This window comes from Pseudomonas sp. 13159349 (assembly GCF_013305685.1).
Lineage (GTDB): Bacteria > Pseudomonadota > Gammaproteobacteria > Pseudomonadales > Pseudomonadaceae > Aquipseudomonas > Aquipseudomonas asiatica.
Window position 1 is genome coordinate 5,257,533 of the sequence record NZ_CP045553.1, and the last position, 24,423, is coordinate 5,281,955.

Annotated in this window: 25 protein-coding genes; 9 read left to right on the forward strand and 16 right to left on the reverse strand. The window is 63.9% G+C overall.

Translation table 11 applies throughout. From position 1 onward, the window contains the following. Positions 1 to 8: 8 nt before the first annotated feature. The 13 genes from GEV38_RS24210 to GEV38_RS24270 all read right to left on the reverse strand — a co-directional run bounded on the left by GEV38_RS24210 (position 9) and on the right by GEV38_RS24270 (position 12,430). The gene (locus tag GEV38_RS24210; RefSeq protein ID WP_054573593.1) at positions 9 to 947 is read right to left on the reverse strand and encodes an LD-carboxypeptidase; all 939 of its coding nucleotides are present in this window, start codon (positions 945 to 947) and stop codon (positions 9 to 11) included. An 87-nt stretch (positions 948 to 1,034) separates the two neighbouring features. Further along, entirely contained in the window at positions 1,035 to 2,051 is a 1,017-nt protein-coding gene (gene lipA, locus GEV38_RS24215) for a lipoyl synthase (RefSeq protein ID WP_003257574.1), read from the reverse strand. A gap of 2 nt (positions 2,052 to 2,053) precedes the next feature. Next, positions 2,054 to 2,701, reverse strand: a complete 648-nt coding sequence (gene lipB, locus GEV38_RS24220) for a lipoyl(octanoyl) transferase LipB (protein ID WP_013974352.1) — start codon at positions 2,699 to 2,701, stop codon at positions 2,054 to 2,056. Next, positions 2,701 to 2,976 (reverse strand): DUF493 domain-containing protein, encoded by a 276-nt coding sequence (locus tag GEV38_RS24225; RefSeq protein ID WP_003249736.1) that lies wholly within the window; start codon positions 2,974 to 2,976, stop codon positions 2,701 to 2,703. The genes lipB and GEV38_RS24225 overlap by 1 nt, the downstream gene beginning before the upstream one ends. A 73-nt stretch (positions 2,977 to 3,049) precedes the next feature. Then, positions 3,050 to 4,210 (reverse strand): D-alanyl-D-alanine carboxypeptidase family protein, encoded by a 1,161-nt coding sequence (locus GEV38_RS24230; protein ID WP_013974353.1) that lies wholly within the window; start codon positions 4,208 to 4,210, stop codon positions 3,050 to 3,052. Between the two features lie 269 nt (positions 4,211 to 4,479). Further along, a complete protein-coding gene (locus GEV38_RS24235) occupies positions 4,480 to 5,481 on the reverse strand; it encodes a septal ring lytic transglycosylase RlpA family protein (RefSeq protein WP_013974354.1) in 1,002 nt (333 codons plus the stop codon). Next, positions 5,481 to 6,491, reverse strand: a complete 1,011-nt coding sequence (mltB, locus tag GEV38_RS24240) for a lytic murein transglycosylase B (RefSeq protein WP_015271940.1) — start codon at positions 6,489 to 6,491, stop codon at positions 5,481 to 5,483. The genes GEV38_RS24235 and mltB overlap by 1 nt, the downstream gene beginning before the upstream one ends. Positions 6,492 to 6,508: 17 nt before the next feature. After that, positions 6,509 to 7,612: a rod shape-determining protein RodA gene (rodA, locus tag GEV38_RS24245; protein WP_015271941.1), complete on the reverse strand. Its 1,104-nt coding sequence runs from the start codon at positions 7,610 to 7,612 to the stop codon at positions 6,509 to 6,511. Positions 7,613 to 7,650: 38 nt separating this feature from the next. After that, positions 7,651 to 9,540 (reverse strand): penicillin-binding protein 2, encoded by a 1,890-nt coding sequence (mrdA, locus tag GEV38_RS24250; protein ID WP_173896043.1) that lies wholly within the window; start codon positions 9,538 to 9,540, stop codon positions 7,651 to 7,653. Positions 9,541 to 9,556: 16 nt separating this feature from the next. Beyond that, entirely contained in the window at positions 9,557 to 10,024 is a 468-nt protein-coding gene (rlmH, locus tag GEV38_RS24255) for a 23S rRNA (pseudouridine(1915)-N(3))-methyltransferase RlmH (protein ID WP_003249722.1), read from the reverse strand. 10 nt (positions 10,025 to 10,034) lie between these two features. Continuing rightward, positions 10,035 to 10,454: a ribosome silencing factor gene (gene rsfS, locus GEV38_RS24260; protein ID WP_013974359.1), complete on the reverse strand. Its 420-nt coding sequence runs from the start codon at positions 10,452 to 10,454 to the stop codon at positions 10,035 to 10,037. 43 nt (positions 10,455 to 10,497) lie between these two features. Continuing rightward, a complete protein-coding gene (nadD, locus tag GEV38_RS24265; RefSeq protein WP_039613553.1) occupies positions 10,498 to 11,157 on the reverse strand; it encodes a nicotinate-nucleotide adenylyltransferase in 660 nt (219 codons plus the stop codon). Between the two features lies 1 nt (position 11,158). Next, on the reverse strand, positions 11,159 to 12,430 hold the full coding sequence (locus GEV38_RS24270; protein WP_015271944.1) for a glutamate-5-semialdehyde dehydrogenase: 1,272 nt from the start codon (positions 12,428 to 12,430) through the stop codon (positions 11,159 to 11,161). 327 nt (positions 12,431 to 12,757) lie between these two features. Here GEV38_RS24270 and GEV38_RS24275 point away from each other — a divergent pair, with 327 nt between their 5' ends. Both GEV38_RS24275 and GEV38_RS24280 read left to right on the forward strand, forming a co-directional pair. After that, positions 12,758 to 13,426: a DNA-3-methyladenine glycosylase gene (locus tag GEV38_RS24275; protein WP_015271945.1), complete on the forward strand. Its 669-nt coding sequence runs from the start codon at positions 12,758 to 12,760 to the stop codon at positions 13,424 to 13,426. A 3-nt stretch (positions 13,427 to 13,429) separates the two neighbouring features. Further along, a complete protein-coding gene (locus GEV38_RS24280; RefSeq protein ID WP_061303521.1) occupies positions 13,430 to 14,746 on the forward strand; it encodes a bifunctional DedA family/phosphatase PAP2 family protein in 1,317 nt (438 codons plus the stop codon). Positions 14,747 to 14,857: 111 nt separating this feature from the next. On the opposite strand, the gene GEV38_RS24285 is transcribed toward GEV38_RS24280, so the two are convergent. Genes GEV38_RS24285 through GEV38_RS24295 form a run of 3 tightly spaced genes read right to left on the reverse strand, consistent with a single transcriptional unit; the run spans position 14,858 to position 16,533 of the window. Beyond that, positions 14,858 to 15,448 (reverse strand): LON peptidase substrate-binding domain-containing protein, encoded by a 591-nt coding sequence (locus tag GEV38_RS24285; RefSeq protein WP_054573591.1) that lies wholly within the window; start codon positions 15,446 to 15,448, stop codon positions 14,858 to 14,860. Between the two features lie 9 nt (positions 15,449 to 15,457). Beyond that, complete coding sequence (locus GEV38_RS24290; RefSeq protein WP_013974365.1) at positions 15,458 to 16,174, reverse strand: LrgB family protein; 717 nt, start codon at positions 16,172 to 16,174, stop codon at positions 15,458 to 15,460. Then, entirely contained in the window at positions 16,171 to 16,533 is a 363-nt protein-coding gene (locus GEV38_RS24295; protein WP_003257558.1) for a CidA/LrgA family protein, read from the reverse strand. The genes GEV38_RS24290 and GEV38_RS24295 overlap by 4 nt, the downstream gene beginning before the upstream one ends. 143 nt (positions 16,534 to 16,676) lie before the next feature. Between GEV38_RS24295 and GEV38_RS24300 the strand changes: the two genes are divergently transcribed. The 7 genes from GEV38_RS24300 (at position 16,677) to purD (ending at position 24,358) form a co-directional block, all read left to right on the forward strand. Further along, entirely contained in the window at positions 16,677 to 17,132 is a 456-nt protein-coding gene (locus tag GEV38_RS24300; RefSeq protein WP_054573589.1) for a MaoC family dehydratase, read from the forward strand. Between the two features lie 198 nt (positions 17,133 to 17,330). After that, the gene (gene prmA, locus GEV38_RS24305; RefSeq protein ID WP_015271949.1) at positions 17,331 to 18,209 is read left to right on the forward strand and encodes a 50S ribosomal protein L11 methyltransferase; all 879 of its coding nucleotides are present in this window, start codon (positions 17,331 to 17,333) and stop codon (positions 18,207 to 18,209) included. 42 nt (positions 18,210 to 18,251) lie between these two features. Beyond that, the gene (locus GEV38_RS24310; RefSeq protein ID WP_054573588.1) at positions 18,252 to 19,607 is read left to right on the forward strand and encodes a DUF3426 domain-containing protein; all 1,356 of its coding nucleotides are present in this window, start codon (positions 18,252 to 18,254) and stop codon (positions 19,605 to 19,607) included. Between the two features lie 253 nt (positions 19,608 to 19,860). Then, entirely contained in the window at positions 19,861 to 20,874 is a 1,014-nt protein-coding gene (gene dusB / locus GEV38_RS24315; RefSeq protein WP_015271951.1) for a tRNA dihydrouridine synthase DusB, read from the forward strand. Continuing rightward, positions 20,871 to 21,191: a DNA-binding transcriptional regulator Fis gene (fis, locus tag GEV38_RS24320; RefSeq protein WP_012274390.1), complete on the forward strand. Its 321-nt coding sequence runs from the start codon at positions 20,871 to 20,873 to the stop codon at positions 21,189 to 21,191. Before dusB ends, fis begins: the two co-directional genes overlap by 4 nt. A gap of 81 nt (positions 21,192 to 21,272) precedes the next feature. Beyond that, positions 21,273 to 22,880, forward strand: coding sequence for a bifunctional phosphoribosylaminoimidazolecarboxamide formyltransferase/IMP cyclohydrolase (purH, locus tag GEV38_RS24325; protein WP_015271952.1), 1,608 nt, complete (start codon positions 21,273 to 21,275; stop codon positions 22,878 to 22,880). A 182-nt stretch (positions 22,881 to 23,062) separates the two neighbouring features. Next, positions 23,063 to 24,358 carry a phosphoribosylamine--glycine ligase gene (gene purD, locus GEV38_RS24330; protein ID WP_015271953.1) on the forward strand — a complete coding sequence of 432 codons (1,296 nt, stop codon included), beginning with the start codon at positions 23,063 to 23,065 and terminating at the stop codon, positions 24,356 to 24,358. The last annotated feature ends 65 nt before the right edge of the window (positions 24,359 to 24,423 follow it).

Here is a 24,423-nt window from a genome sequence, read left to right on the forward strand (position 1 = left end):
CGACAATCTCAAGCCTGGAAAAGATCCTGCTCCAGCAGCAAGCTCTGCCGATCACTGTCCAGCCTTACACGAGCCCCCAACGGCAAGCACACATTCGGGTCACAATGCCCACTGCGCCACCCGGCCAGCACCGGCACACCCAGCGGCGCGAAGATATCCTCCAGCAGGGGCGTCAACGCCGCAGTGGTAATCCCGGCAAAGTCCCCCACCAGCACACCCTTCACCCCCTCCAGCTTGCCTGCCAGGCGCAGCTGGGTCAGCAAGCGATCCACCCGGTAAAGCGGCTCGTTGACGTCCTCGATGAACAGGATGCAGCCCTGCGTATCCAGCTCGGCAATCGTCCCCAGGGTCGCGCCCAGCATCGACAGGTTGCCGCCCAGCAGCGGCCCGCTGGCCACCCCATGCAGCACGCTGCTCAATGCGAAGTCAGCAGGGTGCACGATCTGCTCACCTGCCCGCACATGCCCACCCAGCTGCGCCAGCAACGAAGTCTCGGTTGGCGGCAACTTGGCCCCCAGCAGGTCGGCATTGAGCATCCCGCCATGGAAGGTGAGCAGCCCGGCATGCCGGTAGATCGCCGTGTGCAGCGCGGTGATGTCGCTGTAGCCGATCAGAGGCTTGGGGTTGCGCCGAATCAGTTCGAAATCGAGCTGGTCGAGCAGGCGCATGCTGCCGTACCCCCCACGCATGCACAGAATGGCGTCGATAGCCGGGTCGGCAAAGGCATCATGCAGGTCCTGTAACCGCTGCCGGTCCGGCCCCGCCAGATAGCCCTGAGCCTGAAGGGCTCCCGGATAGATGCGGCAGCTGTAGCCTCTATCAACGAACCACTGGTTGACCTTGTGCGTATCCAGCCGCGCCGCGCCCGCCGGGGCGACAATGGCAAAACAGGCATCACGCGGCAGCGCGGCTGGCAGGCTGGGTTGGAAGGTTTCGGCGCAATTCATCGCGGCTCCTTGCAGCGCGTGTGGCACAAACAAAAATGCCGATGCGGCCCTTCGGCGCGCATCGGCATGCGTGGCTCTGTGCTTGGCTCAGAGCTTGATCTTGGCTTCGTGAGCCTGCTGGTCAGCGTGGTACGAAGAACGCACCAACGGGCCGGAAGCGACGTTCTTGAAGCCCATCTTGTAACCTTCCTCGGCGAACCAGGCGAAGGTGTCCGGGTGAACGAAACGCTGCACCGGCAGGTGGCTGCGCGACGGCTGCAGATACTGGCCGAGGGTGAGCATGTCGATGTCATGCTCGCGCATGCGGTGCATCACTTCGATCACTTCCTCGTCGGTCTCGCCCAGGCCGAGCATCAGGCCCGACTTGGTCGGTACGTGCGGCACCAACTGCTTGAACTTCTGCAGCAGGTCCAGCGACCAGTCGTAGTCCGAACCCGGGCGCGCGGCCTTGTACAGGCGCGGTACGGTCTCGAGGTTGTGGTTGAACACATCCGGCGGCTCTTGCGCGGTGATCTCCAGGGCAATATCCATGCGCCCACGGTAGTCCGGCACCAGGGTTTCCAGCTGTACGCCCGGCGACAGCGCACGGATTTCGCGAATGCAGTCGGCAAAGTGCTGGGCACCACCGTCACGCAGGTCGTCGCGGTCCACCGAGGTGATCACCACGTACTTCAGGCGCAGGTCGGCGATGGCGATGGCCAGGTTCTTCGGCTCGTCCAGGTCCAGCGGTTTCGGCCGGCCGTGGCCAACGTCGCAGAACGGGCAACGACGGGTGCAGATGTCACCCATGATCATGAAGGTGGCGGTACCACCGGAGAAGCACTCGCCCAGGTTCGGGCAGGATGCCTCTTCGCATACGCTGTGCAGCTTGTGCTTGCGCAGCAGCTGCTTGATGCGGTCTACCTCGGGCGACACCGGGATACGCACGCGGATCCAGTCGGGCTTCTTCGGCAGCTCTTCGGTGGGGATGATCTTCACCGGGATGCGCGCCACCTTTTCGGCACCACGCAGCTTGACCCCGGCTTCCACCTTCTTCGGCGCTGGGCGCGGGGTGGCATCCTGGGTAGGTATCAGGTTCGGCACGGCTTCTTGCACAGTTGTCATATTCAGTCGATTCCGCCCGTGAGGGTCGTCTGCTCAGCGTAGTCGAGGTGCTTGACCAGCTGTCCGCGCAGCCTTGTCCTGACCTCGTCGAGTTCGATCGGACCTGCCAGGTCGCGCAGCTGGGTCATCGCCAGCCCCGCATAGCCGCAGGGGTTGATTCGGCGGAATGGCGCGAGGTCCATGTCCACGTTCAGGGCAAGGCCGTGGAACGAACGGCCGTTGCGGATTCGCAGGCCGAGGGAGGCGATTTTCGCTCCGTCGACATAGACGCCCGGGGCATCGGGCTTGGCCGCGGCCTGGACATCGTAACTGGCGAGCAGGTCGATGAGGGTCTGCTCGATACGGCTGACCAGCTCACGCACGCCAAAGCCCAGCCGGCGCACATCCAGCAGCAGGTAGGCCACCAGCTGCCCGGGGCCATGGTAGGTCACCTGGCCACCGCGATCGGTCTGCACTACCGGGATGTCGCCCGGCACCAGCAGGTGCTCGGCCTTGCCGGCCTGGCCCTGGGTGAAGACCGCGGGGTGCTCGACCAGCCAGACTTCATCCTGGCTGTCCGGGCTGCGCTGCTCGGTGAAGCGACGCATGGCCTCCAGCACCGGTTCGTAGGGCTGCAGGCCAAGCTCGCGAAAACCGAGGCAGGCGGACATCAGAGCACCATTTTCACGATGCCGGTAGCGCGCAGGGCGCTGTTGATATCGTGCAGCTGGTTCTCGCTTTCGGCAACGATGTGCAATTGCACGGTGGTGTACTTGCCTTCCTTGCTCTGGCGCTCGGCCAGGGTGGAAAGGTCGACCTTCGCGTGCTTGCTCAGGATCTCGATCACCGTGTCCTTGAAGCCGACAACGGTGTCACCGATGACCTTGATCGGGTAATCGTCGCAGGGGAATTCGATCTTGTGCGACTTGACGTCTGGTTCGCTCATGGCGGAAACGGCCTCGTAAGCCGTGGCAACAACAACGCCCCCGCTGGATACGCGGGGGCATGCAGGTCACGTATCAGTTGAACAACCCGTAGAAGAATAGACGGATGCTATCCCACATACGGCGGAAGAAACCACCTTCCTCGACGCCATCGAGGGCGATCAGGTCGGCGCTGTGAACCACTTTCTCGTCCAGTTTGACTTCCACTTTGCCGATCACGTCACCTTTGGCGATTGGCGCGGTGAGCTGCGGGTTCATGGTCATCGAAGCCTGCAGGCGCTTCAATTGGCCTTTAGGCATAGTCAGGGTCAGATCGTTGGCCAGGCCAGCTTTCACTTCGCCAGTCGCGCCTTTCCAGACCGGCGACTTGGTCAGCTCGGTACCCTTCTGGTAGAAGGTCTGGGTTTCGAAGAAGCGGAAGCCATAGGTCAGCAGCTTCTGGGTCTCGGCAGCACGCGACTGCTCGCTGTTGGTGCCGAAGACCACGGCGATCAGGCGCTGGCCATCGCGAACGGCCGAAGCCACCATGCAGTAGCCGGCTTCGTCGGTGTGGCCGGTCTTCAGGCCGTCGACAGTCTTGTCACGCCACAGCAGCAGGTTGCGGTTTGGCTGCTTGATGTTGTTCCAGAAGAACTCTTTCTGCGAGTAGATGGCGTAGTGGGCCGGGTCGACATTGATGATCGCACGGGCCAGGGTAGCCATGTCGTGGGCCGACGAGTAATGGTCCGGGTGCGGCAGGCCGGTCGGGTTCATGAAGTGGCTGTTGGCCATGCCCAGGTCGGCAGCGGTCTTGTTCATCATGTCGGCGAAGGCGTCTTCGCTGCCGGCGATGTGCTCGGCCAGGGCGACCGAGGCGTCGTTGCCGGACTGGATGATGATGCCGTGCAGCAGGTCGCTGACGGTCACCTGGCTGCCCACCTTGATGAACATGCGCGAACCGCCGGTCCGCCAGGCGTTTTCGCTGACGGTAACCGGGTCGTTTTCACCGATCTGGCCGCGACGGATGTCCAGGGTGGCGATGTAGGCCGTCATCAGCTTGGTCAGGCTGGCAGGCGGCAGGCGCTCGTCACCGTTGTTCTCGACCAGCACGTTGCCGCTGGACGCATCCATGAGTACGTAGGACTTGGCTGCCAGTTGCGGTGGCGCCGGCGTCATCTGCTCAGCCGCGAAGGCGGCAGGCGTGATCATCAGCAGTACGGGCAGGCAAAGTCGTTTGGCAAGGTTGGTGATGTTCATCCGTCTCTCGAAAATCGCTAATGGTCTGATGTTCCCTGGGCAAGATCATGTGCCCAGCGCCAGTCAGTCTAGTTTTTGCGGCCGTAGGCCTGGCTCGCAATGTGCGGCTTTATGTCGCTGCGGGCAAAAGCCGACATTGTACATGCCCGCGCCCGTCAATTCATGACAAAACCGACAGTTTGGTGTTGCCTTCTTCGCGGGCGCGCCCGCTCCCACAGGGTTTCGCATGCCCTGTGGGAGCGGGCGTGCCCGCGAAGAAGGCAACGCGGTCAGTCAGCTGTGACCAGCTTGGCCTGCCCAAGGTTCGCCAGGCGGATGCTGTCCTGCGCTTGCTGGATCTCGCCCTGGCTGTTGATCGGCCCGAGGCGCACGCGGTGCAGGGTCTGCTGGTTACGCACGATCGAGCTGATGAACACTGGCGCGCTGACCATGCTGCTGAGCTTGGAGCGCAGCAGTTCGGCGGCGTCCGGGTTGGCGAAGGCACCCACCTGCAGGAAGCTGCCGCCACTGCCGGCCGGCACGTTGTTGCCGGCCACCTGCACCGGCACCACCGGCGCTGCATGCTGCTGGGGCGGCGGGGTCCATTGCTCGACGCGCCCGGTACTGGCCGGGATCGCCTGGGTCTGGGCCACCTGGGGCTCCTTCAGCACCATCGGTGGCGTCTGGCCACGCTGGGCCCACCACTGCTGCGGGTCGATACCTTCGACGCGCACGTGCGCGGTGCCAATCTCGGCATAACCGAGCTTTTTCGCCGCGGCATAGGACAAGTCGATGATGCGGTCCGAATAGAACGGCCCACGGTCGTTTACCCGCAAGATCACGCTACGGCCGTTGGCCAGGTTGGTCACCCGCACGTAGGCCGGCAGCGGCAGGGTCTTGTGCGCCGCGCTCATGCCGTACAGGTCGTACAGCTCGCCGTTGGCGGTGTTCTGGCCGTGGAACTTGGTGCCATACCACGACGCGGTACCTTCCGCGCGATAATTGCGCGAGTCCTGCATCGGGTAGTAGGTCTTGCCCAATACCGTGTACGGGTTGGCCTTGTAGTTGCCGGTGTGCACGGTTGGCGTGGCGTCGGGGATCTTGTTCACATCCACGTCCCACCACGGCGCGCCGTCCTTGTGCGCGCGGTTGATGTCCAGGCCCGGCTGGGTGCGCACCACGTTGCCACTGCTTTGCTGGGGCGGGCGGTTGGACGAACAGCTGGCCAGCACCACGCCCACGGCGAGGCAGGTGAGCAGCTTGAAAGATTTGCCAGAGATGATTGCGCGCATTACTTGACGCCCCGTGCTTGAACCAGCTGTTCCGATAGCTGATGCACCGCCATGGCATACATCACGCTGCGGTTGTAGCGAGTGATCGCGTAGAAGTTCTTCAGGCCCATCCAGTACTCGGGGCCATTGTCGCCCTCGAGACGGAAGGCGGTAACCGGCAGATCATCGCGCAACGAATCATGGACCGACCAGCCAAGCGTGCGCAACTCCCCAACGGTTTTTACCGGCTCGATGCCGGTGGTCAGGCCTTCGTCGGCGCGCCCACCGTCCACCCAGGCGCGGCTGACCACACCTTCGCCGGGCACCCAGCCGTGGCGCTTGAAGTAGCTGGCCACGCTGCCAATGGCATCGTCCGGGTTGTTCCAGATATTGATGTGGCCGTCGCCGTCGAAGTCCACCGCGAAGTTGCGGAAGCTGCTCGGCATGAACTGCGGCAGGCCCATTGCACCAGCGTAGGAGCCTTTGAGCGTCAGCGGGTCGAGCTGTTCCTCACGGGCCAGCAGCAGGAACTCGCGCAGCTCCTTGCGGAAGAATTCCGCCCGTGGCGGGTAGTCGAAGCCCAGGGTCGACAAGGCATCGATCACCCGGTAGTTACCGGTGTTGCGGCCAAAGAAGGTTTCCACGCCGATGATGGCAACGATGTACTGCGCCGGCACGCCATATTCCTGCTCGGCACGGGCCAGCACCGCTTCGTGCTGGCGCCAGAAGTCCACACCGCGGGCAATACGCGCGTCAGTGATGAACATCGGCCGGTAGTCCTTCCACGGCTTTACCCGTTCGGCCGGGCGCGAAATGGCGTCGAGGATCGACTGCTTGCGCTGCACCTCCGCGAACACACCCATCAGCTGCTCAGGGGCAAAGCCATAGTCGCGGCTCATTTCGCCAACGAACTGGGCCACCTGCGGCGAGCCCTGATAATCGCCGGCATGGGCCAGCTGTACAGCGCCGAACAGGCCCACCGCGCCGATCCACGGCGCACAACGGGCAGCCCAGTTACGCACTGCTTGCATGAAATTCTTCACCTTATTCAAACCTGAGCGATCCATTTGCGGTGCGTGTGGATCGACATCAGAACGCCAAACGCTGACAGCAGCGTCACCAACGAAGTTCCGCCATAGCTGATGAAGGGCAGCGGCACGCCCACCACGGGCAGAAGGCCGCTGACCATACCGATATTGACGAACACGTACACAAAGAAGGTCATGGTCAGGCTGCCCGCCAGCAGCTTGCCGAACAGGGTCTGCGCCTGGGCGGTGATCATCAGGCCACGGCCGATCAGCAGCAGGTAGACGATCAGCAGCAGGCAGATGCCGACCAGGCCGAATTCCTCGCCGAGCACGGCGATGATGAAGTCTGTGTGGCTTTCCGGCAGGAAATCCAGGTGCGACTGGGTGCCGAGCAGCCAGCCCTTGCCGAACACACCGCCCGAGCCGATCGCCGCCTTCGACTGGATGATGTTCCAGCCAGTGCCCAACGGGTCGCTTTCCGGGTCGAGGAAGGTCAGTACCCGTTGCTTCTGGTAGTCATGCATGACGAAGAACCACATCGCCACCGCCACTGGCACCGCAGCCGCCAGTACGCTGAGGATCCAGCGCCAGCGCAGCCCGCCCATGAACAGCACGAAAGCCCCGGAGGCGAGGATCAGCAGCGCCGTACCCAGGTCGGGCTGGCGCACGATCAGGATGAACGGCACGCCGATCAGCACCAGGCTGATCGCCACATGCTTCAGATGCGGCGGCAACGTGCGCTTGGACAGATACCAGGCGATGGTCGCCGGCATGATGATCTTCATGAACTCCGAGGGCTGGAAGCGGATCACCCCGGGGATGTTGATCCAGCGCGTGGCGCCCATGGCGTTGTGGCCCATCACGTCCACCACCACCAGCAACAGCACCCCGGCCAGGTAGGCCAGCGGCACCCAGCGAGCCATGAAGCGCGGCTCCAGCTGGGCGATGATGAACATCGACACCAGGCCGATGCCGAACGAGGTGGCCTGCTTGAGCAGCAGGTCCCAGTTCTTGCCACTGGCCGAATACAGGACGAACAGGCTGCCGGCCGCGAGGGTCAGCAGAATGATCAGCAAAGGGCCGTCGACGTGGATGCGCTGCAGAAAGCTGGCGCGCCGACGCATCACATCCTCGCTGGAGAGCATGCGATCGAAATTGTTCATCACAGGGCTGATTCCTGGGTAACCGTGGCAGGCGCGAACTCGGGCTTGAGCCGGCCGTTTTCGTCGAGCAACCAGGCGTCCATCACCTGGCGCACCACCGGGGCGGCGACGCCCGAGCCGGACTCCCCGTTCTCGACCATCACCGAAACCACGATCTTCGGGTCCTCGGCCGGGGCGAAGGCGACGAACAGGGCGTGGTCGCGGTGGCGCTCCTGAAGCTTGTTGCGGTCGTACTTCTCGCCCTGCTTGATCGCCACCACCTGGGCGGTACCACTCTTGCCGGCAATGCGATATTGCGAGCCGATGGCCGCCTTGCGTGCGGTACCGCGGGCATTGTGCATCACCTGCTCCATGCCATGGGTAACCTTGGCCCAGTCGGACTTGTCACGCAGTACGATGTTTTCCATGGGGTTGTCATCCACCGGCGGCTGGCCTTCGATGGTCTTGGCCAGGTGCGGGCGGTTCCACAAGCCCTTGTTGGCGATCAGCGCAGTGGCCTGGGCCAGTTGCAGCGGCGTGGCCTGCATGTAGCCCTGGCCGATGCCGAGGATCAGGGTTTCGCCGGGGAACCAGGCCTGGCGGCGGGTGGCGCGTTTCCATTCACGCGATGGCATCAGCCCGGCGGATTCCTCGAACATGTCGAGGGAAACCCGCTGGCCGATGCCGAACTTGTTCATGTAGCTGGACAGCCGATCGATGCCCATCTTGTGGGCGAGGTCGTAGAAGTAGGTGTCGTTGGAGCGCATGATCGCGGTGTCCAGGTCGACCCAGCCATCGCCCGAACGGTTCCAGTTACGGTATTTGTGGTCGTAGTTGGGCAGCTGGTAGTAGCCCGGGTCGAACACCCGGCTGCCGGCATTGACCACGCCGCTGTCCAGGCCGGCGATGGCCACCGCCGGCTTGATGGTCGAACCTGGCGGGTACAGGCCGCGCAGCACGCGGTTGAACAGCGGTCGGTCGATCGAGTCGCGCAGTTCGGCATAGGCCTTGAAGCCGATGCCGGTGACGAACAGGTTGGGGTCGAAGCTGGGCTGGCTGACCATCGCCAGCACCTCGCCGGTACGCGGGTCGAGCGCCACCACCGCACCACGCCGGCCCCCCAGGGCAGCCTCGGCGGCCTCCTGCAGCTTGATGTCCAGGCTCAGCACGATGTCCTTGCCCGGTTTCGGGTCGGTGCGCTTGAGCACCCGCAGCACACGGCCTCGGGCGTTGGTCTCGACTTCCTCGTAGCCCACCTGGCCATGCAGGTCGGCTTCGTAGAAGCGCTCGATGCCGGTCTTGCCGATGTGGTGGGTGCCGCTGTAGTTCACCGGGTCGAGGGTTTTCAGCTCTTTCTCGTTGATCCGCCCCACATACCCCACCGAATGGGCGAAATGCGCGCCCTGCGGGTAATGGCGCACCAGCTGGGCCACCACTTCCACGCCCGGCAGGCGGAACTGGTTCACCGCCACACGGGCGATCTGCTCTTCGTTGAGTTCGAACAGGATCGGCACCGGCTCGAACGGCCTGCGGCCCTGGCGCATGCGCTTCTCGAACAGGGCGCGGTCGTCAGGCGTCAACTCCAGCACTTCGACGATGGTATCCAGCACTTCCTGCCAGTTACCCGCACGTTCGCGGGTCATCGACAGGCTGAAGCTGGGCCGGTTGTCGGCGACGATCACCCCGTTGCGGTCGAAGATCAGCCCGCGGGTCGGCGGGATCGGCTGCACATGCACCCGGTTGTTCTCCGACAGCGTCGAGTGATAGTCGTGCTGGATGACCTGCAGGTAGTACAGACGCGCAATCAGCACGCAGATAAGCAGCATGATCGCGACTGCGCCGACCACGACGCGGTTGCGCACCAGGCGGGCGTCTTTCTCGTGGTCCTTGAGACGGATCGGCTGCGACATCGGACTGCTTACAGGCTCATTTATGGTAAGGATGCCCGGACAGCACGGTCCAGGCGCGGTAGATCTGCTCGCCGATGAGTATCCTTACCAATGGGTGCGGCAAGGTCAGCGGCGACAGCGACCAGCGTTGCTCGGCGCGCGCACAGACCTCGGGCGCCAGGCCTTCCGGGCCGCCCACCATCAAATTCACCGTGCGCGCATCCAGGCGCCAGCGGTCCAGCTCGGTCGCCAGCTGCTCGGTACTCCAGGGCTTGCCATGGACCTCGAGGGTGACGATGCGTTCCCCTGGCTGAACCTTGCTCAGCATGGCTTCGCCCTCCTGACGGATCAGGCGGGCGACGTCGGCATTCTTGCCACGGGTGTTCAGCGGGATTTCCACCAGCTCCAGCGACAGCTCGGCGGGCAGGCGCTTGGCATATTCATGCCAGCCTTCCTCGACCCACTTCGGCATGCGCGAGCCGACCGCGATCAGGCGCAGACGCACAGCGCTTTCCTTATTCCCGGTCCTTGAGCTTATCGGAGTACTCGTGGGCATGGTCCGGGCTGTGGTGCTTGCCATCGGCGGCACGGCTTTGCTCGGCACCCTGCCACAGGCGCTCCAGGTCGTAGAACTGGCGGGCAGCGGCGGTCATCATGTGCACGATGACATCGTTCAGGTCCAGCAGCACCCAGTCGCTGTCGCCCTTGCCTTCTTCACCCAGCGGCTGGGCACCCTTGGCCTTGACCGCTTCGCGGACCTTTTCCAGCATCGCATTGATCTGGCGGTTGGAAGTACCGGTGGCGATGATCATGTAGTCGGTCAGGCTGTGCTTTTCGCGCACGTCGATGACCTGGATGTCCTGGGCCTTGACGTCTTCCAGCGCTGCCTTGGTCAGGGCAACCAGTTCTTCGCCGTGGATTTTCTGCTTGGTCATATAAAACTCGTTCAACTCGTTGGATGAGGCGCCAGAGGCACCGTCAGTTAGGTGCACGATACAGTTCGTGCGCCTCGATGTAGGCCAGTACGGCGTCCGGCACCAGGAACCTCACCGATTTGCCGCTGGCCAGCAGCTGTCGGATCTGTGTAGCCGACACCGCAAGCGGCGTCTGCCAGACGAACGAAATGTTTCCCGCCGGGCCGGACAAGGCGGTGGGATCGCTCTCCGAGCGCGCAGCCAGCAGGTTGCGCAGCTCGTCAGGGGGTTCTACGTCGGCATCCGGGCGTTGCAGCACCAGGATGTGACAGTGTTGCAGCAATTCTTCCCAGCGGTGCCAGCCGGGCAGGCCACAGAAGGCATCCCAGCCCAGCACCAGGAACAACTGGTCGTCAGCGGCCAGTTCGGCGCGGATCGATTCCAGCGTGTCGATGGTGTACGACGGTTTGTCGCGCGCCAGTTCGCGGGCATCCACGCTCAGGCAGGGCACGCCCTGTACAGCGCCTTGCACCATGGCCAGGCGGTCCTGCGCGGCCACCTGCGGGGTGTCGCGGTGCGGCGGCCGGGCGTTGGGCAGCAGGCGCAGTTCGTCCAGCCCCATGAACTCGGCCACTTCCAGCGCGCTGCGCAGGTGGCCGATGTGCACGGGATCGAAGGTGCCGCCAAGAATGCCGATGCGCCGGACTGCCTGGGCCTTGCTCAACTCAGCAGGACTCCTGGCCGCGCAGCTGGCCGTCACCGATCACCACGTACTTCTCGCAGGTCAGGCCTTCCAGGCCGACTGGGCCGCGGGCATGCAGCTTGTCGGTGGAAATGCCGATTTCCGCACCCAGGCCATACTCGAAGCCGTCGGCGAAGCAGGTCGGGGTATTGAGCATGACCGACGCCGAGTCGACCTCGGCCATGAACTGGCGGGCTTCAGCCTGGTGTTCGCTGATGATCGAATCGGTGTGGTGCGAGCCATAGTGGTTGATGTGCTCGATGGCCTGGTCCAGGCCGTCGACCACACGGATCGACAGGATCGCGTCCAGGTACTCGGTGTGCCAGTCGGCCTCGGTGGCCGGTTTGGCCTCGATGATCGCCCGGGTGCGCTCGCAGCCACGCAGCTCGACGCCCTTCTCCTGGAAGCGGCGGGCCATTTCCGGCAGGAAGCGCTCGGCCACCTGCTGGTCGACCAGCAGCGTTTCCATGGCGCCACAGATGCCGTAGCGGTAGGTCTTGGCGTTGAACGCCACACGCCAGGCCTTGTCCAGGTCGGCATGCTGGCTGACGTAGACGTGGCAGATACCGTCCAGGTGCTTGATCACCGGCACGCGAGCATCGCGGCTGATGCGTTCGATCAGGCCACGGCCACCGCGCGGCACGATGACGTCGACGAATTCCGGCATGCTGATCAGCGCGCCCACGGCTTCGCGGTCGGTAGTCTCGACCACCTGCACCACGGCTGCCGGCAGGCCGGCGGCGGCCAGGCCACGCTGGATGCAGGTGGCGATGGCGCGGTTGGAGTGGATGGCTTCGGAGCCGCCACGCAGGATGGTCGCGTTACCCGACTTCAGGCACAGGCTGGCGGCATCGATGGTCACGTTCGGGCGCGATTCGTAGATGATCCCGATCACCCCCAGCGGCGTGCGCATCTTGCCGACCTGGATACCGGATGGGCGGTAGCTCATGTCGCGGATGGCACCGACCGGGTCCGGCAGGCTGGCCACCTGGCGCAGGCCGGTGATCATGCCGTCGATACGCGCCGGGGTCAGCGCCAGGCGGTCGAGCAGCGCGGGCTCCAGGCCATTGGCACGGCCGGCGGCCAGGTCCAGCTCGTTGGCAGCGGTCAGCTCTGCACGAGCGGCGTCCAGCGCATCGGCGGCAGCTTGCAGGGCGCGGTTCTTCTGCGCGGTGCTGGCACGGCCGATCACCCGGGAAGCCTCACGGGCAGCGCGACCCAGGCGGGTCATATAGTCAAGAACGGACTCAGTCATGGGTTCGGTGTCTTGGCGAAGGGGAAATCGGCTGATTATAACTGGCGCGCAGGTGTACGCCCAGCGGCGGGTGGCGGATGGTAGAAAATGGCTGGGGCATTGTGTAGGAAAGATGTAACCGGGGTTATCGAAATTTCTATCTCCTGTCAGTGCCCTTTCACGGGTAAACCTGCTCCCACAGGGATTGCACAAGGCCTGGGACCTCCGAGGTACCTGTGAGCGGGCGAGCCCGCGAAAGGGCCGGCACTGCCAACATCCCACTCGATTCAGCCTCGATTAAGCTATTCATTGCTATCATCCCCGCCGTCCCAGCCACGAACCGCCCGCATGCCAGCCTTGCCCGACAGCTTTTTCGACCGCGACGCCCAGACCCTGGCCAAGGCCCTGCTGGGCAAAGTCATCCGCCATCGCCACGGCGACCTGTGGCTGGCCGCGCGCATCATCGAGACCGAGGCCTACTACCTCACCGACAAAGGCAGCCACGCCTCGCTCGGCTACACCGAAAAGCGCAAGGCGCTGTTCCTCGATGGCGGGCACATCTATATGTACTACGCGCGCGGCGGCGACTCGCTGAACTTCAGCGCCCACGGGCCAGGCAACGCGGTGCTCATCAAGTCGGCCTATCCTTGGCAGGACGCCCGCTCGGGGCCGAACAGCCTGGCACAGATGCAACTGAATAACCCCGATGCCAGCGGCAACCTCCGCCCGCCCGAGCGCCTGTGCGCGGGCCAGACCTTGCTGTGCCGGGCCCTGGGCCTGAAGGTGCCGCACTGGGACGCCCAGCGTTTTGACGCCGAGCGCCTGTACGTGGAGGATTGCGGCAACATCGTGCCACGGGTGATCCAGGCCGCCCGCCTGGGCATCCCGCATGGCCGCGACGAGCACCTGCCCTACCGTTTCGTCGATGCTGAGTACGCCCGTTTCTGCACGCGGAACCCGTTACGTCGCGGCCAAGTCGAAGGCCGCGACTTCTTCATTCTGGAACAAGGAAGCTGAACCATGGGCCAATGGCTCGACAGCCTGACTGGCTGGCTCAGCGCCAACCCGCAGTGGCTTGGCCTGGCGATATTCCTGGTGGCCTGCATCGAGTGCCTGGCCATTGCCGGCATCATCGTGCCAGGCACCGTGCTGCTGTTCGCGGTCGCGGTATTGGCCGGCAGCGGCGCCTTCAGCCTGGGCGAAACGCTGCTGCTGGGCTTTCTCGGTGGCCTGGTGGGCGATGCGTTGTCGTACACGGTGGGCAAGTACTTCCACCAGAACATTCGCAGGCTGCCCCTGCTGCGCCACCATCCGGAATGGATCGGCAGCGCCGAGGCCTACTTCCAGCGCTACGGCATCGCCAGCCTGCTGGTAGGGCGCTTCATCGGGCCGCTGCGGCCTATGCTGCCAATGGTCGCCGGCATGTTCGACATGCCGCTGCCGCGCTTCATCGCCGTCAGCCTGGTGGCCGGTGCCGGCTGGGCAGTGGCCTACCTGCTGCCCGGCTGGGCTACCGGCGCAGCCATGCGCCTGCCCTTGCCGGAAGGCTTCTGGCTGGATGCCGGGATCATCGCCGGCACCCTGGCAGTCATCATCGGGCTGAGCCTGAACACCAGCATTCGTGATCAACGCCACGGCACCCGGCTGATCGCAGGCATGAGTTTCCTGGCCTTGACCGGGGTCTTCCTCGGCTGGCCCTACCTGCACGAGTTCGACCAGGGCGTGATGACACTGGTGCAGGAGCACCGCAGCCAGGCCATCGATGGCGCCGTGGTGCTGGTGACCCGGCTGGGCGATTTCCGCACCCAGTTATTCCTCGGCGGGCTGCTGACGGGCCTGCTGCTGCTTGCTCGGCAGTGGCGGCATGCCATGTTCGCTGCGGGCGCACTGATGGGTACGGCGTTTGCCAACGGCACGCTGAAGTGGCTGTTCGCCCGGGCCCGCCCGGAAGTGCTGAGCGACCCGCTGACCAGCTACAGCATGCCCAGTGGGCACAGTTCGGCGTCGTTTGCGTTCTTCCTGGTAATGGCAGTGCTGGCCGGTCGCGGGCAGCCGCCGCGGATGCGCCTGACCTGGGTGATGCTGGGCTGTATTCCAGCGCTGGCGATTGCCCTGTCACGGGTGTACCTGGGGGCGCACTGGCCGACCGACATCCTCGCCGGGGCCTTGCTGGCGTGCTGTGTGTGCGCGCTCAGCCTGGCACTGGTGCAGCGTCACCAGACCCTGCCAGCCTTGCCGCTGCGGGTGTGGTGGCTGGTGTTGCCGGCGTGTGTCGCGTTGCTGGCGTTCTTTGCCATGCATGCGCTGCCGCAGGCTTTGCTGCGGTATCAATATTGATGTCGCGTTTACCGGCCTCTTCGCAGCACAAGGCTGCTCCTACAGGGCTCTCGTCAGCCTGTAGGAGCAGCCTTGTGCTGCGAAGAGGCCGGCACTGGCAACACAGCAGTATCAGGCAAACAATTCACCCTGAATCCGCTCCAGCAGCTTCTGGATCTCCCCCAACCGCTCCTGCGGCGAGTCGAGGCTCAGCAAATCCAGCTTGTCCTCTTCCATGAACGGCAGCAGGTACGCCAACTGATTGGACAACGCCTGGCGCCCATCCACCGGGCGCGGCATGTCTAGCGCTTCGACCATGGGGTGCTCGCCCAGGGCCACCAGCAACGCCAGCAGGTCTTCGTCCGCCTCCAGCAACGGGCTGTCCGCCTGCTCCGCCAGCCATTGCACCTGCCCCACCAGCAACTGGTCCTTCTGCACCTCGGTACTGTCCAGGTTGAAGCGCCGCACACCTTCGACGCGGATCCCCAGCAAGCCGTTATCCTGCTGCACGAAGTCACGGATCACTGCCTCGCAGCCGATCGAGGCGACCACCGGCGGCGCCTTGCCGACCTGCTCGCCTTCGAGGATGCACACCACACCAAAACCTTCGCCCCGCTTCATGCAGCGCCCGATCATGTCCAGATAGCGTGCCTCGAATATCTGCAAATCGAGGAAACAACCAGGAAACAGCACGGTATTGAGAGGAAACAGCGGTAGCGTCATCACAAGTCCTCAAGCCACCAGGCTGACCGCCAGCGGCAGGAACACCGCCGTGGCCACCCCCATCAGGCTCATCGCCAGCGCGGCAAAGGCGCCGCATTCGTCACTTTCCTGCAGGGCCACCGAAGTGCCCACTGCATGCGCGGTCACGCCCAAAGACATGCCACGGGCCTCGGGGCTATGCACGCCAAAACGGCTCAGCAGCGCCGGACCGAAGATTGCCCCGATAACCCCGGTAATCAGCACGAACACCGCCGCCAGGGCAGCCACGCCGCCAATCTGCTCAGCCACCAGCATGGCGATCGGCGAAGTGACCGACTTCGGCGCCATGGTCATCAGGATCATGTGCTCGGCACCGAACCACCAGCCCAGCAACAGGCAGCACAGCGTGGCGAACAGGCCTCCGACTACCAGCGTAGTAAATGTGGGCCAGAACAGCTGTCGGATACGCCGCAGGTTGAGGTAGAGCGGCACAGCCAGGGCTACGGTGGCAGGCCCCAGCAGGATGTTCATGATTTCGGTGCTCTTGCGATATTCGCTGTAGTCGATGCCACACACCAGCAACACGCCGATCACCAGCAGCATCGAGACCAGTACCGGCTGCAGGAAGATCCAGCGGGTCTTCTCGTAGGCCGCCAGCACCACCTGGTAGGCCCCAAGCGTGATGCCGATACCGAACAAGGGATGATGAACGACCGCATCCAGTGCGCCTTGCCAGTCGAGCATCATGGCTGCTCCTCGCTCCGGCCCTGACGGTGGATGAGCTTTTGCATCAACACGCCGACGAACACCAGGGTCACCAGGCAGGAGATCAGCAAGGCACCGGCAATGGCCCAGAAGTCGGCGGCGATATCCCTGGCATACACCATCACCCCCACCGCTGGCGGCACCAGCAACAGCGGCAGGTAACGCAGAAGGCTGCTGGCGGCCTCGTTCAGCGGCTTGCCCACCTCACCACGGGCCATGAGGAAGAACAAAAGCAGCAACAGGCCGATGATCGGCCCCGGCAGAAACGGCACCAACAGATGGTTGATTGCCGTCCCCAGCAGCTGGAACAGCACCAGCCAGGTCAAACCACGCAACAGCATAAGCATCTCCCTCGGGCATGGCCGCCATTATAAGCATGTGCCGTCATATACCGATATTCGTCGAAAAACGTGCAACTTGACTGAAACGGTTCGCCGTGCTGATCTTGCACTTTCGTACCAACTGACAGCCCGGAGAGTCCGCGATGCCCCATGTACCGGTTACAGAGCTTTCGCAGTACGTTGGTAAGGAACTGGGCCGCTCGGCCTGGCTGAAGATCGACCAGCAACGCATCAACCTGTTCGCCGAAGCCACGGGCGATTTCCAGTTCATCCATGTTGACCCGGAAAAGGCGGCAAAAACCCCGTTCGGGAGCACCATCGCCCACGGTTTCCTGACATTGTCGCTGATTCCCAAGCTGATCGAGGACATCCTGGTTCTGCCGGAAGGGCTGAAGATGGTGGTGAACTATGGGCTGGACAGCGTGCGGTTCATCCAGCCGGTCAAGGTCGACAGCCAGGTACGGCTGAAGGTGGACCTGGCCGAAGTGACGGAAAAGAAACCAGGGCAATGGCTGCTAAAGGCGATTGCCACGCTGGAGATCGAGGGAGAAGAGAAGCCTGCTTATATAGCTGAGTCGCTTTCCCTCTGTTTTGTCTGATGCATTCCGGGGGCGCTTCGCGCCCTATTCGCAGCACAAGGCTGCTCCTACAGGGTTATGTGATCTCTTGTAGGAGCAGCCTTGTGCTGCGAACGGGCTGCACAGCAGCCCAGATCCACAAATCCCCCGCACTCGCGTAAACTGCCAGCCTTCGCGCAGCCTAGGGCTGCCCCTGTCGATTTACCAAAGGTGCCCGCCATGCCCTGGCTGCAAGTACGCCTGGCCATCAGCCCGGAACAAGCCGAAACCTACGAAGATGCCCTGCTCGAAGTGGGTGCCGTCTCGGTCACGTTCATGGATGCCGAGGATCAACCGATCTTCGAGCCAGACCTCAACACCACTCCGCTGTGGTCGCACACCCACCTGCTGGCCCTGTTCGAGGCCGATGCCGATCCTGAGCAGGTATTCGCCCACCTGCGCCTGCTGACCGCTGCCGAACTGCCCGAGCACCAGGCCGAGGTGATCGAGGACCAGGACTGGGAACGCAGCTGGATGGACAACTTCCAGCCGATGCGCTTCGGCCGCCGCCTGTGGATCGTGCCAAGCTGGCACGAGGCCCCGGAACAGGACGCGGTGAACCTGCTGCTCGACCCCGGCCTGGCGTTCGGCACCGGTACCCACCCCACCACCGCACTGTGCCTGGAATGGCTCGACGGCCAGCAGCTCGAAGGCACCCAGGTGCTGGACTTCGGCTGCGGCTCCGGCATTCTGGCCATCGCCGCGTTGCTGCTGGGCGCCCGTGAGGCGGTCGGTACCGACATCGACGTACAGGCCATCGAGGCTTCGCGCGACAACGCCCAGCGCAACGGCATCGCCGACGAGAAGCTGGCGCTGTACCTGCCAGAGAACATGCCGGCCATGCAGGCCGATGTGCTGGTCGCCAACATCCTCGCCGGCCCGCTGGTGTCGCTGGCACCGCAACTGTCCGGCCTGGTCCGCCCAGGTGGCCTGCTGGCGCTGTCGGGCATCCTCGCCGAGCAAGGTGAGGAAGTGGCCGCAGCCTATGCCGCCGACTTCGAACTGGACCCGATCGTCGTTCGCGATGGCTGGGTGCGCATCAGTGGTCGCCGCCGTTAAGCGGGCCTAGAATACTTTTCTGCACAGCTCCCGGATTGCCGCATGACCGACAGTTTCGTCACCCAGTGCCCGCATTGCCAGACCAGCTTTCGCGTCACCCACCACCAGTTGAGCGTGGCCCGCGGTGTAGTGCGCTGCGGCCACTGCCTGCAGGTGTTCAACGCCGCCAGGCAGCTGCTGGAGCAGAACCGCGCCAGCGGAGCCAGCGCACCTGCGGTGCCGATGCCAGCTGCACCTGCCGAACCGCTGGTCGAACCGGCGATCGCACCCCAGCCAGTCGCCAGCGAGCCCAGCGCCCCCTCGGACGAGGACTGGGCGCTCACCACCCAGGCGCTGGAAGCGCTCGACCTCGACATGGAACTGGAGCGCCTGGAGCGCCGCGGCCAACCGGCCTCGGCTCGCCCGGCAAGCCAGGACGACGGCCTGCAGGCGAGGCGTGACGAACTGCACCCGGACGAACATGCCGACGACCTGTTCGGTACGGCAACCGATGAGCCGTTCGAGCCGCAACAGGCAGTAGAACCCACGCCCGTGCTGCGGGAGCCGGAGCCCCTGGAGCTGGACCTGGAACCCGCCCCAGGCGCGCGTACCGAGCCGACGTTAGGTGGCAATCTTGACCTGGACATCGACGACGAACCACCGGTACACCGTACCGCCGCAATCGATGACCACCCCGAATTCAACGAACCGCTGCGGGCCGCCGATGATGAGGCCCCTGTACGGGGCCTGAGCGCCCGCGACGACGAGCCACTGGAGCTGCACCTGTCAGCGCGCGACGACGAACCTGTCGAGCCGCTGCCCGGCGAACGTCTTGAACCAGGCCTAGCCGGCAAAGCCGAGCGCCCGGCGCGCAAGGAGCCGCTGGTAGATGTGGTCGACGACCCCCTGCAACTAGGCTGGGAACAGCCCGCACCCAACTGGGGCAAGCGCTTGTTGTGGGGCTTCCTGACACTGCTGGCCGCTGGCTTGCTTGCGTTCCAGTACGTCTGGTTCCATTTCGACGAAATGGCCCGCCAGGACCAATACCGGCCGATCTTCCAGCAAATCTGCCCGTTGGTCGGCTGCGAGGTGCCGACCCGCGTCGATATCGCCCGAATCAAGAGCAGCAACCTGGTGGTTCGTAGCCACCCGGACTTCAAGGGCGCTCTGATCGTCGATGCGATCATCTACAACCGCGCGCCGTTCGCCCAGCCGTTCCCGCTGCTGGAGCTGCGCTTCGCCGACCTCAATGGCCAGCTGATCGCCAGCCGTCGCTTCAAGCCCAGCGAATACCTGTCCGGCGAACTGGCCGGGCGCGGCGAAATGCCAAGCCAGACCCCGATCCATATCGCCCTGGACATCCTCGACCCAGGGCCGAAGGCCGTTAATTACAGCCTGAGCTTCCGTTCGCCGGAATAACCAGCAGCCCTGTGGGAGCGGGCGTGCCCGCGAACACGGGCGAAGCCCGTGCCATCCATTGCGCCGCCTGCTTCGCGGGCAGGCCCGCTCCCACAGGGGCCGCGCAAGGTCCTGGACCTCACCCATACCAAAAGTCATAAGCCGACAACTGTTCAGATTTTATCCAAATCCATCTTTATCCGGTCACCGAGAGCGGGTATCATGCCAACCCTTTTTCGAACTCCAAGATTCGGCCCCACAACAGGGATCACCTATGTCGGCGGTACGCATCGGCCCATACACACTACGCAACAACCTGATCCTCGCGCCCATGGCCGGGGTCACGGACCAGCCTTTCCGTACACTTTGCCAGCGCCTGGGCGCCGGCATGGTGGTGTCGGAAATGGTCTCCAGTGACATGAGCCTTTGGAACAGCCGCAAGTCGAGCCTGCGCCGCATCCATGAGGGTGATCCCGAGCCACGCTCGGTACAGATCGCCGGTGGTGATGCGCAGATGATGGCAGCGGCGGCAAAGGCCAACGTCGAAGCAGGCGCCCAGATCATTGATATCAACATGGGCTGCCCGGCAAAAAAAGTCTGCAACAAAGCCGCAGGCTCTGCTTTATTGAGAGATGAAGCCTTGGTCAGCGAGATTCTCCACGCCGTGGTCGGCGCCGTGGACGTCCCGGTGACCCTGAAGATCCGCACCGGCTGGGACCGGGCGAACAAGAACGGCCTGAACGTGGCGAAGATTGCCGAGCAGGCCGGCATCCAGGCGCTGGCGGTGCATGGCCGCACACGCGCCGACCTGTACACCGGCGAAGCCGAATACGACACCATCGCTGCCATCAAGCAGGCGGTGTCGATCCCGGTTTTTGCCAACGGCGATATCACCTCGCCAGAAAAGGCCCGGGCGGTGCTGGACGCCACCGGGGTCGATGGCCTGTTGATCGGCCGGGCCGCCCAAGGGCGGCCATGGATCTTTCGCGAGATCGAGCATTACCTGCGCACTGGCGAACACCTGCCAGCGCCGCAGCTGGAGGAAGTGGAACGCATCCTGCTGGAGCACCTGGCCGCGCTGCATGCCTTCTATGGCGATGTGATGGGCGTACGTATCGCCCGCAAGCACGTTGGCTGGTACCTGGCAACACGACCCGGCGGCAAGGAGTTTCGCTCCCGGTTCAACGCTTTGGAAGACACACAAGCGCAGTGCGCCAACGTTCGCGCGTTTTTCAGCGAACGTCGACAGAGCCTTGAGACAGAGGACGGACAAGGGGTGGCCGCATGACGATGATGACCGAGACATTTGTGAGTGGAACAACGCCCGTGAGCGACAACGCCAACCTGAAACAGCACCTCAACACGCCGAGCGAGGAGGGCCAGACCCTTCGCGACAGCGTCGAGAAGGCGCTGCACAACTACTTCGCCCACCTGGAAGGCGCGACCGTGACGGACGTGTACAACCTGGTGCTCTCCGAAGTCGAGGCGCCCCTGCTCGAAAGCGTGATGAACTACGTGAAGGGCAACCAGACCAAGGCCAGCGAGATGCTCGGGCTGAACCGAGGCACCCTGCGCAAGAAGCTCAAGCAGTACGACTTGTTGTAAGCCAGAATCCCAACCAGAAAAGGCGGCTCCCTGAACAGAGGCGCCTTTTTTGCTGACTCCACCGCGTTATTGGAACCCGAAATGACCGACCAGACTACCCGCCTGCCAGTCCGCCGCGCCCTGATCAGCGTCTCCGACAAGACCGGTATCCTCGAATTTGCCCGTGAGCTGCAGCAGCTCGGTGTCGAGATCCTGTCCACCGGCGGCACCTACAAGCTGCTCAAGGACAACGGCGTCAACGCGGTGGAAGTGGCCGACTACACCGGCTTCGCCGAAATGATGGATGGCCGGGTCAAGACCCTGCACCCGAAAATCCACGGTGGCATCCTCGGCCGTCGCGGCACCGACGACGCCATCATGAATGAGCACGGCATCAAGCCGATCGACCTGGTAGCAGTCAACCTGTACCCGTTCGAAGCCACCATCTCCAAGCCTGGCTGTGACCTGCCGACCGCCATCGAGAACATCGATATCGGCGGCCCGACCATGGTCCGCTCGGCTGCCAAGAACCACAAGGACGTGGCCATCGTGGTCAACGCCAGCGACTACGCCGGCATCATCGAAGGCCTCAAGGCCGGTGGCCTGACCTACGCCCAGCGCTTCGACCTGATGCTCAAGGCGTTCGAGCACACTGCTGCCTACGACGGCATGATCGCCAACTACATGGGCACCATCGACCAGGCCAAAGAAACCCTGAGCACTGAAGGCCGCAGCGAGTTCCCGCGCACCTTCAACAGCCAGTTCGTCAAGGCCCAGGAAATGCGTTACGGCGAAAACCCGCACCAGAGCGCGGCGTTCTACGTAGAAGCGAAGAAAGGCGAAGCCAGCGTTTCCACCGCCATCCAGCTGCAGGGCAAGGAACTGTCGTTCAACAACGTGGCCGACACCGATGCCGCGCTGGAGTGCGTGAAGAGCTTCGTCAAGCCGGCCTGCGTCATCGTCAAGCACGCCAACCCGTGCGGCGTGGCCGTGGTACCTGAAGACGAAGGCGGCATCCGCAAGGCCTACGACCTGGCCTACGCAACCGACACCGAGTCGGCGTTCGGCGGCATCATCGCCTTCAACCGCGAACTGGACGGCGAAACCGCCAAGGCCATCGTCGACCGCCAGTTCGTCGAAGTGATCATCGCCCCGAAAATTTCCCAGGCTGCCCGCGAAGTGGTTGCCGCCAAGCAGAACGTACGCCTGCTGGAGTGCGGCGAGTGGCCTGCCGAGCGCGCTGCCGGTTGGGACTTCAAGCGCGTCAACGGTGGCCTGCTGGTGCAGAGCCGCGATATCGGCATGATCACTGCCGATGACCTGAAGATCGTCACCAAGCGTGCGCCAACCGAGCAAGAGATCAACGACCTGGTGTTCGCCTGGAAAGTGGCCAAGTTCGTCAAGTCCAACGCCATTGTCTACGCCAAGCAGCGCCAGACCATCGGCGTCGGCGCCGGCCAGATGAGCCGCGTCAACTCCGCGCGCATTGCTGCAATCAAGGCCGAGCATGCCGGCCTGCAGGTGCAGGGTGCAGTCATGGCGTCGGATGCGTTCTTCCCGTTCCGTGATGGCATCGACAATGCGGCTAAAGTGGGTATCAGCGCCGTGATCCAGCCGGGTGGTTCGATGCGTGATGCCGAGGTGATTGCTGCCGCTGACGAAGCCGGCATCGCCATGGTCTTCACCGGTATGCGCCACTTCCGCCACTAAACAGATGCAGGGCCGATCGCCGGCCCTTGTAGGAGCGGCCTTGTGTCGCGATAGGGCCGCAAAGCGGCCCCAGCAATTTCTGCTGTGAAGCTGAAAACCTGGGGCCGCTACGCGCCCCTTTCGCGACACAAGGCCGCTCCTACAGGAAGCGGGATCGGCCAGACAAAATTCGAGGTTTTGACATGAAAGTTTTGATCATCGGCAGCGGCGGCCGTGAGCACGCCCTGGCCTGGAAAGTCGCCCAGGACCCACGCGTCGAGAAAGTCTTCGTTGCCCCGGGCAACGCCGGCACCGCCATTGAAGCCAAGTGCGAGAACGTCGCCATCGACGTGTGCGCCCTGGAGCAACTGGCTGACTTCGCCGAGAAGAACGTCGACCTGACCATCGTCGGTCCGGAAGCACCGCTGGTCATCGGCGTGGTCGACCTGTTCCGCAGCCGCGGCCTGGACTGCTTCGGTCCGACCAAGGGCGCGGCCCAGCTGGAAGGCTCCAAGGCTTTCACCAAGGACTTCCTGGCGCGACACAAGATCCCGACCGCCGACTACCAGAACTTCACCGAAATCGAGCCGGCGCTGGCCTACCTGCAGGAAAAAGGCGCGCCGATCGTGATCAAGGCCGATGGCCTGGCCGCGGGCAAGGGCGTGATCGTCGCCATGACCCTGGAAGAAGCCGAAGCCGCCGTGCGTGACATGCTGGCCGGCAACGCCTTCGGCGATGCGGGCTCCCGCGTGGTGATCGAGGAGTTCCTCGACGGCGAGGAAGCCAGCTTCATCGTCATGGTCGACGGCCAGAACGTGCTGCCCATGGCCACCAGCCAGGACCACAAGCGCGTCGGCAACCAGGACACCGGCCCGAACACCGGCGGCATGGGTGCCTACTCCCCTGCCCCGGTGGTCACCGCCGAAGTGCACCAGCGCGTGATGGACCAGGTGATCTGGCCGACCGTGCGCGGCATGGCCGAGGAAGGCAACGTCTACACCGGTTTCCTCTACGCCGGCCTGATGATCGACAAGGCGGGCAACCCCAAGGTCATCGAGTTCAACTGCCGCTTCGGCGACCCTGAGACCCAACCAGTCATGCTGCGCCTGGAGTCTAGCCTGGTACTACTGGTAGAGGCCGCCTTCGCCAAGGCGCTGGACAAGGTCGAAGCACAGTGGGACCCGCGCCCGAGCCTGGGCGTGGTACTGGCTGCCGGCGGCTACCCGGGCGACTACGCCAAGGGTGACGTGATCAATGGTCTGGACGCTGCTGCGAAGATCGAAGGCAAGGTGTTCCATGCCGGTACCGCACTCAAGGATGGCAAGGTGACTACCAACGGCGGGCGCGTGCTGTGTGCCACCGCCATGGGCAGCACCGTTGCCGACGCGCAGCAGCAGGCTTACCGCCTGGCCAAGGAAATCAGCTGGAACGGCAGTTTCTACCGCACCGATATCGGCTACCGGGCCATCGCCCGCGAACGCGGTGAGCACCAGCAGTAAGTTGTACCGGGCTGCCGCAGTGCGCTCCAGCACCTTGCGCCTGCGGCATCCGGCTCGTCGACAGG